This is a genomic window from Borreliella afzelii, from assembly GCF_014202295.1.
GTDB lineage: Bacteria > Spirochaetota > Spirochaetia > Borreliales > Borreliaceae > Borreliella > Borreliella afzelii.
The window spans coordinates 337,383-352,186 of sequence record NZ_JACHGM010000002.1; the positions used below are offsets into that span (position 1 = coordinate 337,383).

Here is a 14,804-nt window from a genome sequence, read left to right on the forward strand (position 1 = left end):
TCAATAATTTTTATTATTTTAATTCTTGAAATTAACTTTGTTAATATTTATACTTTATTTTTTAGGGGTGATTATTATTTTGTAATGAAAAATTTCAAAGAAGTAATAATTGTTTTTGATTCAGGGATAGGGGGACTTTCTTATTTTAAATATATTAAAAGTAAAGTAGAGGGGGGGTATCAATATGTTTATGTTGCTGATAATAAAAATTTTCCTTATGGGGAGAAGAGTTCAGAATATCTTTTAGAAGCAGTTCTGTTTTTAATTGAGAAACTTAAAAAAATCTATAACATTAGTGCATTAATTTTGGCTTGTAATACAATTTCTGTTAGTGTATACAATAAATTAAATTTTGTTTTTCCAGTGGTCTATACTTTGCCGGAGGTAAGTTCAATTTCAGATCTTGCTTTAAAAAGAGTGCTTTTGATTGCAACAAACACTACCCTTGAAAGCAAATTTGTTAAGGATCAAGTAAATATGCACGAGGATTTGATTGTAAAAGCTGCTGGAGAGCTTGTCAATTTTGTTGAATATGGGAAGAAGTATAAAAAAGATGCTCTGAGATGTTTGGAAGCTTTAAAATCCGAAGTTGTAAATACCGGTAGAGAAATTGTTTTTCTTGGATGTACACATTATTTACATCTTAAGACAATGATAGAAGATTTTTTAAAAATTCCTGTTTATGAGAATCGTGAATTAGTGGTACAAAGTCTTATTAGATCAATGAATTTTCCTCAATACAAAAGTGACTATTATGAAAATAATATCGACTTTGTAGACGAGTTTTATTTAACTAAGAATGAAAATTTGACTTTTTATCAAAATTTTTGCAAAAAATATAATCTCCACTTTAAAGGAATGATAGTTTGAATTATCTTGAATTTGAAGTTATTTGGGGAGTTAATAATATATATTCTATTTTAGAACTTAAAAGTAAATTAATTTATGAAGGAATTTTCAAGGGGAAGGTATTAGAAACAGGTTGTAAGGAGTATAGTCCTTTAGTTCCGGGGGATATAGTCTTAGGGTATATTTATGGTTCTCGTAAAGTGTACATTGATAAGCGAGCAAGTAGAAAAAATATTCTTTGGCGTTATAACAGAAAAGCAGATCTTAGGCAGACGATTGTTTCTAATATTGATAACATTTTGATTGTAAATTCTGCTAACTTCCCTGAGATGAAAAATTTTTTTATTGACAGAGTTCTTGTTGTTGCAGAAGAGCAAAATATTGTTCCTATTATTGTGATTAATAAAATTGATAAAGGAATAAGTCAAAGGGTTGAAGAATTTTCTGAAATTTATAAAAATCTAGGATACAAGGTTTTAAAAACCTCTGTTAAAACTTTTGAGGGCATTAAAGAAATAAAAGAGGTTTTGAGAAATTCAAGAACTTCTTTTATTGGTCAATCTGGTGTTGGTAAATCTTCTTTAATAAATTTAATTGATTCAAAAGCTTCTCAATCAGTAAATGAAATTTCACATAAGTATTCTAGAGGAAAACATACTACCGTTTATGCAATATCATTTTATTCTGAGAGCGGTATAATAGTTGACACTCCCGGAATAAAGGAGTTTGGAATTGAAACATTACCTTTTGAAAATCTTAGGTATTATTTTAAAGAGTTTGAAAATTTTGCTAGTCTTTGTAAATATAAATCCTGTTTACATGTTAGCGAACCTTGTTGTTCTGTTATTAGTTCTTTAGGTAATGGTATTTCTAAACTTAGGTACGAAAGCTATTTAAAGATTTTGTCAGAGCTTAAAAATTATAAAAATTATGCAAGATAAATATTTAAAAAATATTGACTTTTATGAAATTTTATCTTTAGTATCCAAATATGTTTCTAATCCAGATACTGTTAATTTACTAAATAATCAAAAAATATTAAAAACAAGAGAAAGTTTAGAAAAAATGTTTTCCTTTGTAAATCTTATTAGAATGCTTTTTGAGACTTGTAAAGGATATCCAAACTCTTTTATAAATAGCTTGAAATATCCCATTTCATTATTATCAAAAGAAAATTCAAGAGTTTCTATTGAAAATTTAAGAGATATTGTGAGGTTTTTAGATGAGGTTTTAAGAATAAATTTATTTTTGGATAAAAATGGTGATACCAAGTATTTTAATGCTCATATTTTGTCTGATTTATTATTTTTAAGTCCAGAGTTAAAAAATTTGCTTAGTGAATTGAAAGAATATATAGATTTTGACACTCTTGAATTGAAAAGTGGTGTTGTAAAAGAATATGATTCGATTGAATTTGAAATTAAAAATTTAAATAGGCGAGTTGAAAAGCAGATAAAAAAAATAATTAGCTTGAATGTAGAATATTTGGCTTCTAATTTTGTTTATTATAAATCAAATAAATATACTCTTGCTCTTAAGTCTAATTTTAAAAGTAAAATTAAGGGTAATGTTATTTCTATTTCCTCATCAGGTGAAACATTTTATATTGAACCAAATGATATTGTAAATGATAACAATAGACTAAATTATTTGAGTTTAGAAAAAAAAAGAATAATTTTGAAAGTTTTACAAAATCTTTCTAGTAAAGTTCATAGTAACATTGTTTTTTTAGATAATCTTTATAATAATTTTTTGTATTATGATTCTTTAAAAGCACGAGCTATTTATGGAATCGAAACTAAAGGGGTATTTCCTGAGATTTCAGATGTATTAAATATTTTTGATGCACATCATCCTTTGTTAAAGGATTCAAAGGCAATAACTTTTACTCCTATTGAAAATCGTGTTGTAATTATTACTGGTCCTAATGCTGGTGGAAAAACTGTAACTTTAAAGACAATTGGACTGCTTAGTGCAATGTTTCAATTTGGGATTCCTATTGCTGTTAGTGAGTCTAGCACTTTTAAAATTTTTGACAACATTTTTATTGACATTGGTGATGAACAGTCAATTTCTAATTCTCTTTCAACTTTTTCAAGCCATATGAGTAATATTTCTTATATTTTAAAACATGCTACAAAAAATAGCCTTATAATATTTGATGAATTTTGCTCAGGAACAGACATTGATCAAGGGCAGGCTCTTGCTATTTCAATTCTTGAATATTTAATTAGTATTAATTCTTATGTTTTAATATCAACTCATTATAATGCTCTTAAATATTTTGCGTATACCCATGAAGGTGTTATTAATGCTTCTATGCGAATGGATTTAGAGACAATGCAGCCCAATTATGATTTAATTTTTTCCATTCCTGGTGAAAGTTATGCGTTTAATGTTGCTAGTAGAGTTTTGATTGACAGCAATATAATAATTCGTGCTAATGAAATTTATTCATCTCAAAAAACAGAAGTTAATAAAATTTTAGAAAGATTAATAGAGAAAGAGAAAGATTTGCTTTTCATTAAAGAAAGCATGAATGAGAAATTAATCCAAATAGAATTGCAAAAAAAAGAAGTAGAAAATATTTGCCAAGATCTTTTGTTAAAAGAAAAAAATATTGAGATAGAGCTTTTAAATGAGCAGAATGAATTTTTAAAAAATTCAAGAAAAGTTTTGGAGAATTTAGTCAGAGAAATAAAAGAGGGCAATATTAATGTTGCAAAGAATAAAGCTTTTATATCAGATTTGGAGAAAAATATAGATTTCAAGTCAAATAAAGTAAGTTCTCTTAATAATAAGAGAAATGTAGCCACAGATTTTAAAATAGGAGACAAGGTTAGAATAGTTAATTCTAATGCAAAAGGAAAAATAGTCGGGATTTCTAAAAAGAAAATTACTGTTAATGTAGGTGCTTTTAATGTTAGTGTTTCTAGCTCAGAGATATCTTTGGAAAACTTTACAGAGCATAAAAAAGAGGGTAGTAAAAATTTCAGCTTTTCAATTGATTATAATAAGGAAGACATGTTAAGTTTTACCATTGATATTAGGGGTATGAGGGCTATTGATGCTCTAGACTTTTTGAATAAGAAAATAGATAATATTATATTAAATGGCATTAATAAATTTGAGATTATTCATGGAAAAGGTGAGGGGCATCTTATGAGGGAAGTTCACAGCTTGTTAAAAGACTTGAAGTTTGTTAAAAAATATTATTTTGCTCATCCTAGTGATGGAGGGGCTGGAAAAACTATAGTTGAGATTTAATTTAAGTGAATATATCAAAATTTAATGAATTTGAAAATGTATTGTTTAACATTTGTCTTGATGTTGATTTTGTGCTTGAAGATGAATTTGGCAATTCTTATGATATTCATCCCAATAGGCCTTTTAGGGGTAAGGCTGCAAACGGGCTATTGGACGGTCTTTTTAGCGTTACAACAACTTTTACATCAGGCTATGGATCTAAGTTTGGAAGAGGCTATTTGATTATTATTGAGATATTAACTTTAAATTTTGTTGATGGTGAATTTTGGGATAAGATAAATAGAAGGGGTATTGAAATCTTTAGAGAAGGGCTTAAAAATAAATTTCCAAGCAAAAATCTCGACATAGTGCTTGATGGCAATGTTTATAAAATTATTGGGCAATTTTTTTAATAGTTGTATTATTTCTAATAATTGAGAATGAATATATTCTTTAAAGAAGCATTATTATGTTAATTTGATGTGTTTTATTAATATTATAAAATTTTTGATATTAGAAATTATTGTATGCTTTTTTAAAGTTTTTTTACTAATAAGTGTTAAGTTATTATTTTTATGTTATATGATAAGGAGTTTTAATGCAATTTGAAGTAAAGGATCTGATAAATAAAATTAAAAAAGATGGACTTGAAGAAGCTGAGAGAGTATCTAATGATATTATTTTAAAGGCTAAAAGAGAGGCAGAAGAAATAGTTGCTAGAGCAGAAGAATCTGCTAGAGCATTAAAGGCGAAATCAGAAAAAGAAATTAATGATTACAAATCCCATGCCCTTGAAGCTTCTCGTCAGGCAATCAGAGATTTAATTATTGGCGTTGAGAAGAATCTTAAATCTCTTTTTGAAAATACGTTAAAAGATAATGTGGTGGAAGTTTTTAGTGATAATAATTTCTTAGCAGAGCTTATAATTAAAATAACGGATTCTTGGGCTAAAGAAGAAAAATTAGTTGTTCAATTAAATGAATCTGATTTTTCTAGCTTAGAACAGATATTAAGATTAAAACTTGGAAATAAGCTTGCACAAGGGATAGAAATTAAACCTTTCAAAGGCATAAGCAAAGGTTTTAAGATTCAAAAAAAGAATATTGGTTTGCAGTATGATTTTTCAGCAGAAACCGTTGCAGACATTCTTTTTGATTATCTTAATCCAAGATTTAAGGAAATTATAAAAGTAGTCTAGGAGACTTTTGTGTTGGATTCATATTATTATGTTTTATCTTCTTTGCCTTATCTTGATTTAAAATCTTTAAAAAATTATAGTGTGTCATATTTTTTGAATAATGTTGAGATTTCTTTAAGCGAAAAGGACTTCAATTTTTTAAAAAGCTTGCTAGAATTTAAGGCAGATAAGGGTAAATCAAGGGTTGTTGATCTTTTTCTTGATTTTGAAGATACAATAAGATATACACTTGCCGCTTTAAGGGCAGAAAAATTGGGATTGTCTAAGGATTTTTATTTAGAATCTGTGTATTTCTCAAGTTATTATCTAAGTATTTTGAGAAATATTTGTTTGAAAGAAAATTCTTTTGAAATAGAATTGGGGGTTGACCTTCTTAAGTGGCAATTTTTGACTGATCTTGAGGTTGGTCATGAATTTGATTTTGAGAAAGTAATAATTTACTTTTTAAAGTTAAAGTTATTTTTAAGGCATAGTTTATTTAAAGAAAAATTAGGTATTCAAAATTTTGACAATATTTGTCAAAATTTAATTGATAAAACTAATGAAAAAGTTTAGAAAAGGAATTTTAATGAATACAAAAGGAAAAGTCGTTGGAGTAAATGGAAACTTAGTTACTATTGAGGTAGAAGGTTCAGTTTCTATGAATGAGGTTTTATTTGTAAAGACTGGTGGTAGAAATTTAAAAGCAGAAGTAATCCGTGTTAGAGGGAATGAAGTTGATGCACAAGTTTTTGAATTGACAAAAGGAATATCTGTTGGAGATTTAGTTGAATTTACAGATAAGCTTTTAACAGTTGAATTAGGACCAGGTCTTTTAACTCAAGTGTATGATGGGCTTCAAAATCCTTTGCCTGAACTGGCTATTAAATGTGGATTTTTTTTAGAAAGGGGAGTGTATTTAAGGCCTTTAAACAAAGATAAAAAATGGAATTTTAAAAAAACCTCCAAAGTTGGAGATAGCGTTATTGCAGGAGATTTTTTGGGATTTGTAATTGAAGGAACTGTTCACCACCAAATAATGATTCCATTTTATAAAAGAGATTCTTATAAAATTGTGGAGATTGTAAATGATGGTGATTATTCAATTGATGAGCAAATTGCTGTAATTGAAGATGATTCTGGTATGAGGCATAGTATTACAATGTCTTTCCATTGGCCTGTTAAAATTCCTATTACTAATTACAAGCAACGACTTATCCCTAGTGAGCCTATGTTGACTCAAACTAGAATTATAGATACATTTTTTCCAGTAGCTAAAGGAGGAACTTTTTGCATTCCAGGTCCTTTTGGAGCTGGAAAAACGGTTCTTCAGCAGGTTACAAGTCGAAATGCCGATGTTGATATAGTAATTATTGCAGCTTGTGGTGAGCGAGCAGGTGAAGTAGTAGAAACTCTTAAGGAGTTCCCCGAATTGATAGATCCAAAAACTGGCAAATCTTTAATGGATAGGACTTGTATTATTTGTAATACATCTTCAATGCCAGTTGCAGCTAGAGAAGCCTCTGTTTATACTGCTATTACTATTGGTGAGTATTATAGGCAGATGGGTCTTGATATTCTTCTTTTGGCAGATTCAACTTCAAGATGGGCTCAAGCTATGAGAGAAATGTCTGGTCGCCTTGAGGAAATTCCTGGTGAGGAGGCTTTTCCAGCATATCTTGAGTCTGTTATTGCTTCCTTTTATGAAAGGGCGGGCATTGTAGTTCTTAATAATGGTGATATTGGATCTGTGACAGTTGGTGGTTCTGTAAGCCCTGCTGGTGGCAATTTTGAAGAGCCAGTTACTCAAGCAACCTTAAAGGTTGTAGGAGCATTCCACGGGCTTACAAGAGAAAGGTCTGATGCTAGGAAATTTCCAGCTATTAGTCCTCTTGAATCTTGGAGTAAATATAAAGGTGTTATTGATTCCAAAAAGACAGAATATGTAAGATCTTTTTTGGTAAAAGGCAACGAAATTAATCAAATGATGAAAGTTGTTGGGGAAGAGGGAATAAGTAACGAGGATTTTTTAATTTATTTGAAATCTGAACTGCTTGATTCGTGCTATTTACAACAAAATTCATTTGATTCTATTGATGCTGCTGTTAATTCAGAGCGTCAAAATTATATGTTTGATATAGTTTATAATATTCTTAAAACCAATTTCGAGTTTTCTGATAAGCTTCAAGCAAGAGATTTTATAAATGAATTAAGGCAAAATCTTTTAGACATGAATCTTTCTTCTTTTAAAGATTCTAAGTTTAATAAATTAGAGCATACTTTGAGTGCATTGGTAAATTTTAAAAAGGTAATTTAGGGGGTTTGGAGAAATATATATATGAAAAGAGTCTATAGTAAAATAGAGTCTATAGCAGGCAATGTAATAACTGTTACAGCTCAAGGTATTAAGTATGGTGAGCTTGCTATTGTAAAAGCAAAAGATACAAGTTCTCTAGCCGAAGTAATTAAACTTGATAGAGAAAAAGTTTCTCTTCAAGTTTATGGTGGTACAAGAGGTGTTTCCACTTCAGACGAGATTAAGTTTTTAGGGCATACAATGCAAGTTTCATTTTCTGACAATTTGTTGGGCAGAATTTTTGATGGTTCTGGGAATCCTAGAGATGGAGGCCCTTCTCTTGATGATAATTTGATTGAAATTGGGGGGCCTTCTGCGAATCCTACAAAGCGTATTGTTCCTAGAAATATGATAAGGACAGGACTTCCAATGATAGATGTTTTTAACACTCTTGTTGAATCTCAAAAATTGCCAATTTTTTCTGTTTCTGGCGAGCCTTATAATGAGCTTCTTGTGAGAATTGCACTTCAAGCAGAGGTTGATTTAATAATTCTTGGTGGGATGGGACTCAAGCATGATGATTATTTGACTTTTAAAGATTCTTTAGAAAAAGGTGGTGCTTTAAGTAGAACGATTTTTTTTGTTCATACCGCTAATGATTCTGTTGTTGAATCTTTAACTGTTCCTGATATTTCGCTTTCTGTTGCTGAAAAGTTTGCCCTTAAGGGTAAAAAAGTTTTAGTGCTTCTTACAGACATGACAAATTTTGCTGATGCGATGAAAGAAATATCTATTACGATGGAACAAGTGCCTTCTAATAGGGGTTATCCTGGAGATTTATATTCTCAGCTTGCATATCGTTATGAGAAAGCTATTGATTTTGAGGGTGCAGGATCGATTACAATACTTGCGGTTACAACTATGCCGGGTGATGATGTTACTCATCCTGTTCCTGATAATACTGGGTATATTACAGAAGGTCAGTACTATTTAAAGGGTGGCAGAATAGAACCTTTTGGATCGCTTTCAAGACTTAAGCAAATGGTAAATAGTAAGACCAGAGATGATCACAGGACTATAATGGATACAATGATCAAACTTTATGCATCTTCAAAAGAGTCTGTAGAAAAGAAGGCTATGGGATTTAATATGACTAAGTGGGATGAAAAATTGCTCAAATATAGTAACATGTTTGAAAGCAAAATGATGGATTTATCTGTTAATATTCCCTTAGAAGAGGCTTTAGATTTGGGTTGGGATATTCTTGCTAGTTGTTTTAGCCCAAAAGAAACGGGAATAAAAACGGACCTTATTCAAAAATATTGGCCTAAAAAAGAGACTTATTGATTATGTCTAAAATTAAATTGACCAAAAATGATCTTAAAAAGCAAAAAGATGAACTTAAAATGTTTAAGAGATATTTGCCTACTTTGCAGCTTAAGAAGCAACAACTTTATATGGAAATTGTTAGAATTGAGAATTCTTACAAAAATAAAAATCTTGAGCAACAAAAACTTAAAGGTAGTATTTCTAATTGGATTTCTCTTTTTAGCGAAGAATTTCCTTTTGAGAGTTGGATTCAAGTAAAAACAGTGGTCAAAAAGTCTGTAAATATTGCAGGAGTTGCAATTCCTATATTCGATTCTATTGAATATGAAGATATAAGGCATGACTTACTTTTTACCCCTTATTGGGTAGATAAGGGGATTGAAATTCTTAAAATTGTGATTCAAATTGATGTAGAACTTAAAATTTTAAAAAAGCAGATTGATTTGCTTTTAAGAGAGTTTAGGGTAACATCCCAGAGAGTTAATTTATTTGAGAAAGTTATGATACCGACAGCAAAGGCTAATATCAAAAAAATTAATATATATCTTGGAGATCAGCAAACCGCGGCTGTTGTAAGAGGTAAAATTGCTAAGTCTAATTTGATTGATAAAAAAAAATAGGAACAAGCTTATGATTGTAAAAATGAAAAAAGTTTTACTTTTGACTTTATCAAAATATAAAAAAGAATCTTTAGAGATTTTAAGAGATTTTGGAGCAGTTCATATTAATTCTTGCAATAAAAATTCAGATTCTTTAAAAAAAAGCATTGATAATCGAAGAATTTTAATGCAAGCTTTTTCACTACTTAGAGAAGATGGGGGCGTTAAGGCTTTAAAATCTTCTAATGGAAATTTTTTAGATATTGCAAAAAGCATAGTCAATTTAGGCAATGAGATTAAAGAATTTCAAGATATTAAACGATCTTTATTGCATGAAAGGAATTTGATTTCCGTTTGGGGAAATTTTTCTTTAGAATATATTGACAAGTTGAAAGAATCTAATATTTATATTCAATTTTTTAAAATTCAAAAAAGTGAATATAAAAATTTATTAAGAGATCCTAATGTTAATGTGCTTTTGATTAAAAATGTAAAAAACATTTCTTACTTTGTGAGTGTTGGTGAGTTTGAGCAAAAAATTGAAATTGCTGATGAGTTTAAGTTTAATTTTGATCTTAATTATATTAATAATAAATTAAAGGTTGTTGATGAGATTTTAGATCAAAAATTGACTCAAATTTCTCTTTTTAATAAATATATTGATATTTTAAGAGATGAGATAAAAAATTATGATCAAATTGTAGAGTTTGAGCAAGTTTTAGCTGATATGCAAACTGATTTTGATGATTTTTCGTATGTTACAGGATTTGTTCCAGTTGAAAGTCAAGAATCTCTTAAAAGCTCAGTTTTAAAAGCAGGTTTTGCAGTTCAATTTGCAGATCCTGAAGAAAATGATATTATTCCAACTTATATAAAAAGAAAAGGAATTGCCAATTTAGCTGCACCTATTTTTAACATTTTAGAGACAATTCCTGGTTATAAAGAAAGGGATATAAGTTTTATTTTTATGTTATTTTTCTTTGTATTTTTTGGTATGATAATAGGTGATGCGGCTTATGGAGTGATATTTTTTTTGATAGGAATTTTGCTTAGTTTGAGTTTTGTTCTTAAAGGCAAGCCCTTAACTTCAGTTCATGGATTAATATTTTATCTTAGTATATCATCGATACTTTATGGATCTATGACTGGTACTTGGTTTGGCAGTCCTTTAATTCTTGAAATGTTTCCTATTTTGAATTCATTTAAAGTTAGTTATTTGACAGAGAAAAATAGTGTACAAAATATTATCTTTATCTGCTTTTCAATAGGGGTTTTGCAAATTTCATTGGCTCATGTTTGGAATTTTTTCAGACAAGTAAAGGAAAAGCCCCATATCCATGCAATTGCACAGATTGGTTGGCTTATATGTATAGTTGGTCTTTATTACCTTGTTTTGAATTTAATACTAAGTCAATCTCGGTTTCCAATGTATAATGCTATTTATAATATAATATATTTGGGTGTTGCACTGGTATTTGTTTTTGGCAAACAAGATGGTTCAAATTTTTTCAAGTGTATATTGAAAAGTTTTGGGGGTATTATAGAGCAATTTTTAACCACTGTGTCAGGGTTTGCAGATATAATATCTTATATTAGACTTTTTGCAGTTGGGCTTGCAGGACTTTCAATCTCAGCAAGTTTTAATGCTATGTCAATGCCTTTATTAAAATCTTCTAACATTGGTCTTATAGTAGTTGGAATTATTGTTATACTTTTTGGGCATGTTTTAAATATAATGTTATCTTTGCTTTCAGTAATTGTTCATGGGGTAAGGCTTAATATGCTTGAGTTTTCAAACCATTTAGGGCAAGAATGGAGTGGATATGCTTATAAGCCTTTTAAAAAAATAAAAAAATAAATAAAAAGGAGTACTTATGGATATAGGTTTAATAGGAGTTAATTCAGCTTTGACAATCTCAGCAATAGGTTCTGCGTTGGGTATGGGAGCAGCAGGCAGCGCTGCTATTGGAGCATGGAAGAGGTGTTATATGCAAGGAAAGCCCGCACCATTTTTATTGATTGTTTTTGTATCAGCACCATTGACTCAAATAATATATGGATATATTTTAATGAACACGTTATATGAGGTAATGATGCAGACAAATCCGTGGCTGTTACTTGGAGCTGGTCTTGGTGGTGGATTTGCGATTGCTGTTTCTGGATTTGCTCAAGGTAAAGCTGCAGCAGGCGCTTGTGATGCTTTTTCTGAGACTGGGAAGGGATTTGCTACATACCTATTAGTTTTGGGGCTAATAGAATCTGTTGCTCTTTTTGTAATGGTATTTTTAATGATATTTAAGTTTGTTTAATTTTGATTTATTATCTCTTTTAATTTTAATATTAAATTTTCTCGTAATTTATGAGTTAATTTAATATATTTATTATTATGAGAAATTTGGTTTTATTTTTTTTTGCCCTGCCTTTTTCTATTTCTTTGAATTCCTCAAGTGATAGAAATTTTCCGTATTGGATTTTACTTGAAAAAGGTAGGCAATTTCTTTATTCTAAATCTGAATTTAGTAAGTCTAATCTTACACATGCTATTAATTATTTGCAGGAAGCTTTGCTTAGAAAAGGTGTTTATCCTGAAGCTAGTTATTATTTGTCAGTAGCTTATGGTATGTCTGGTAATTCTGTTCTTGAAAAGTTAAACCTTTACAAATCTTTTGAAGACAAAGATTATTTACTAGATGGATCTTTTGAAAAAAAAATACTTTTTTCTTTAGCCAAAATGGCTGAACTTGAGAATAATTATGTTGATATGATTGATTATTTAAATGATATACTAAATAAGTTTTCAACTAAAAAAGATTATTATAATTATCATGATTATTCTCAAAGCGAAAATAGCACATCAAATGATAAATTTAATGTTTCATTTTATCTAACTTCTTATTTAAAACAAGTAAGAGGAGCTTTTGGTATTGATTTTACTTTCAATCTTTATAGATTTAAAAACTACAATGTTATTGATACTCATCAATTATTGTCAAAAGTTTATTTGCATTTAAAAGCTTATGAGCTTTCAATTACTCATGGACTTATAGCTGCGGTAGGGATTTTAACAAGAATGTATGAGTATGTTTGTTATTATGAGCCTGTGTATCAGTTTGGAAATTTAAGGTCTTTTGTTAAAAAAATTAATGAGTATAAAGCAATAAAAAATGCTTTTGAATCTACAGATTTTTGGGAAATAGTTTATAATATTGCTGTTGCTACTTATGCATATTCTAATGGTAATTATAGATTTAGAGCAATAGATACTTGGAAATTAATAGTAGATCTTGCACCAAGATTTTCTCCTTATATTGCGAAATCAAGAAGTCAAATTAAAAATTCTGTATTTAAAAAAAGGTAAATTTTTGAATTTTGATTTGTATTTCAGGAAGGAGTGAGTATTAGTATTCGTAAGAAAAATTTTTGCATTATTGCACACATTGATCATGGCAAATCTACATTAGCCGATCGATTTATTCAAAAGGCTAAAATAATATCTGATCGCGATTTTAAAAGTCAAATGCTTGACAGTATGGAGATTGAGCGAGAAAGAGGAATTACAATAAAAAGTCAGGCAGTAACAATCACTTATAAAAGTAATGATGGAGATTTTTATGAGTTAAATTTTGTAGATACTCCAGGTCATGTTGATTTTTCTTACGAAGTCTCAAGAGCAATTTCATCTTGTGAGGGTGCTCTTTTATTAATTGATGCAAGCCAAGGAATACAAGCCCAGACAGTTTCTAATTTTTATATGGCTTTTGAGCATGATTTAGAAATTATTCCTGTTATTAATAAGATAGATCTTCCAAATGCTAATGTTGATTTTGTAAAAAAGCAAATAAAAAATGATTTAGGATTAAATGATGAGCTTGCTATTTCGATTTCTGCTAAGAATGGAATAGGAATTGATGATTTACTTGAAGCTATTTGTAAGTATGTGCCATCTCCTAAAGGAAGTATTAAGGATCCATTAAGAGCATTAATTTTTGATTCACATTATGATTCTTATAGAGGGGTTGTTGTTCACTTTAGGATTTTTGAAGGACAAATCAAGACAGGTGATAAGATTAGGTTAATGCATACTAATAGTGACTATTTAATTGAGGAGATTGGAGTTTTTAAAATATTACTTGAAAGAAAAGATAGGTTAGAAGCAGGAGATGTTGGATATTTTATTGCAGGAATAAAAAATATATCAGATGTGAAGATTGGAGATACAGTAACTCTTTGTGATTGTCCTGCATTATCTCCTCTTGAGGGGTTCAAGGAAGTTAAGCCTGTAGTGTTTTCCTCAGTGTATCCGGTTGATGCTAATCAATATGATGATCTTTTAAGGGCAATGGATAGATTAAAGCTTAATGATGCATCCTTAACATTTGAAAAAGATTCATCGTCGGCTCTTGGACATGGTTTTAAGTGTGGGTTTCTCGGTCTTTTGCATTTAGAAGTTATTCAAGAACGTATTGAGCGCGAATTTGATTTAAATGTGATATTGACTTCTCCTTCTGTTAGATACAAAATAATTCCCAAAAAAGGAAAATCTTATTTTATTGAAAGTCCTGAACAATTTCCTGGAAATGAAGCTATTGAAAGTGTTCTTGAGCCTTATATTAGAGCTAATATTATTGTTCCTACAGAATTTTTAGGAAATATTATGAGTGTGTGTTTACTAAAAAGAGGTGTTCAAACAAACTTAATTTATCTTAATACTAAGCGTGTTGAACTTATTTATAAAATGCCTCTTGCTGAAATCCTTTTTGATTTTTATGATAAGATTAAATCTGTAAGTCGTGGGTATGCTTCTTTTGATTATGAACTTTTAGATTATGAATATACAGATTTAGTAAGATTAGATATATTAGTCAATGGGGATAGGGTTGATGCACTTTCTCAATTAGTTTTTAAAGATAGTGCAAGAACTAAGGCTGTTGGGATTTGTAAAAAGTTGAAAGATGAAATAGCAAGACAACAATTTAAAATAGCTATTCAAGGTGCTATTGGCTCCAACGTTATTGCTCGAGAGACAATCTCTCCTGTCAGAAAAGATGTTACTGCAAAGTGTTATGGTGGTGATATTACTCGTAAGCGAAAACTTTTGGAAAAACAGAAAGAAGGTAAAAAGCGAATGAAGATGGTAGGAAATGTTGAGATTCCACAAAGCGTTTTTCTTTCAGTTCTGAAATCCAATGATAATTAAATGTGGTTTTAATTTTTTAAGGTATGTGATTGGCAAAGCCTTTATAAATGCGATAAAATATTTTTATCATTACTTATTTAAAATTAGTTGTATGTAGTTTAAATTTATATG

13 protein-coding genes are annotated in these 14,804 nt (G+C 29.4%); all 13 read left to right on the forward strand.

The genetic code is table 11. The features are described 5' to 3' along the window. Positions 1–84 precede the first annotated feature (84 nt). The 13 genes from murI to lepA all read left to right on the forward strand — a co-directional run bounded on the left by murI (position 85) and on the right by lepA (position 14,693). Positions 85–870: a glutamate racemase gene (gene murI / locus HNP63_RS03780; protein ID WP_004790410.1), complete on the forward strand. Its 786-nt coding sequence runs from the start codon at positions 85–87 to the stop codon at positions 868–870. After that, a complete protein-coding gene (rsgA, locus tag HNP63_RS03785; RefSeq protein WP_011600833.1) occupies positions 867–1,790 on the forward strand; it encodes a ribosome small subunit-dependent GTPase A in 924 nt (307 codons plus the stop codon). Before murI ends, rsgA begins: the two co-directional genes overlap by 4 nt. Then, complete coding sequence (locus tag HNP63_RS03790) at positions 1,780–4,116, forward strand: endonuclease MutS2 (protein ID WP_183227244.1); 2,337 nt, start codon at positions 1,780–1,782, stop codon at positions 4,114–4,116. Before rsgA ends, HNP63_RS03790 begins: the two co-directional genes overlap by 11 nt. Positions 4,117–4,121: 5 nt before the next feature. Next, entirely contained in the window at positions 4,122–4,508 is a 387-nt protein-coding gene (locus HNP63_RS03795) for a hypothetical protein (protein WP_004790655.1), read from the forward strand. 185 nt (positions 4,509–4,693) lie between these two features. After that, a complete protein-coding gene (locus HNP63_RS03800) occupies positions 4,694–5,293 on the forward strand; it encodes a V-type ATP synthase subunit E (protein WP_004790537.1) in 600 nt (199 codons plus the stop codon). 9 nt (positions 5,294–5,302) lie between these two features. After that, positions 5,303–5,848, forward strand: coding sequence for a hypothetical protein (locus tag HNP63_RS03805; RefSeq protein ID WP_183227246.1), 546 nt, complete (start codon positions 5,303–5,305; stop codon positions 5,846–5,848). Positions 5,849–5,861: 13 nt separating this feature from the next. Then, positions 5,862–7,589: a V-type ATP synthase subunit A gene (locus HNP63_RS03810; RefSeq protein ID WP_183227248.1), complete on the forward strand. Its 1,728-nt coding sequence runs from the start codon at positions 5,862–5,864 to the stop codon at positions 7,587–7,589. A 21-nt stretch (positions 7,590–7,610) separates the two neighbouring features. After that, positions 7,611–8,915, forward strand: a complete 1,305-nt coding sequence (locus HNP63_RS03815; protein ID WP_004790416.1) for a V-type ATP synthase subunit B — start codon at positions 7,611–7,613, stop codon at positions 8,913–8,915. A 2-nt stretch (positions 8,916–8,917) separates the two neighbouring features. Beyond that, complete coding sequence (locus tag HNP63_RS03820; protein WP_011600829.1) at positions 8,918–9,517, forward strand: V-type ATP synthase subunit D; 600 nt, start codon at positions 8,918–8,920, stop codon at positions 9,515–9,517. Between the two features lie 10 nt (positions 9,518–9,527). Then, the gene (locus HNP63_RS03825) at positions 9,528–11,354 is read left to right on the forward strand and encodes a V-type ATP synthase subunit I (protein ID WP_183227250.1); all 1,827 of its coding nucleotides are present in this window, start codon (positions 9,528–9,530) and stop codon (positions 11,352–11,354) included. Positions 11,355–11,370: 16 nt separating this feature from the next. After that, on the forward strand, positions 11,371–11,805 hold the full coding sequence (locus HNP63_RS03830) for an ATP synthase subunit C-like protein (protein WP_004790144.1): 435 nt from the start codon (positions 11,371–11,373) through the stop codon (positions 11,803–11,805). 77 nt (positions 11,806–11,882) lie between these two features. Next, positions 11,883–12,854, forward strand: coding sequence for a hypothetical protein (locus tag HNP63_RS03835; protein WP_183227252.1), 972 nt, complete (start codon positions 11,883–11,885; stop codon positions 12,852–12,854). A gap of 33 nt (positions 12,855–12,887) precedes the next feature. After that, positions 12,888–14,693, forward strand: coding sequence for a translation elongation factor 4 (lepA, locus tag HNP63_RS03840; RefSeq protein ID WP_004790503.1), 1,806 nt, complete (start codon positions 12,888–12,890; stop codon positions 14,691–14,693). Positions 14,694–14,804: the final 111 nt, after the last annotated feature.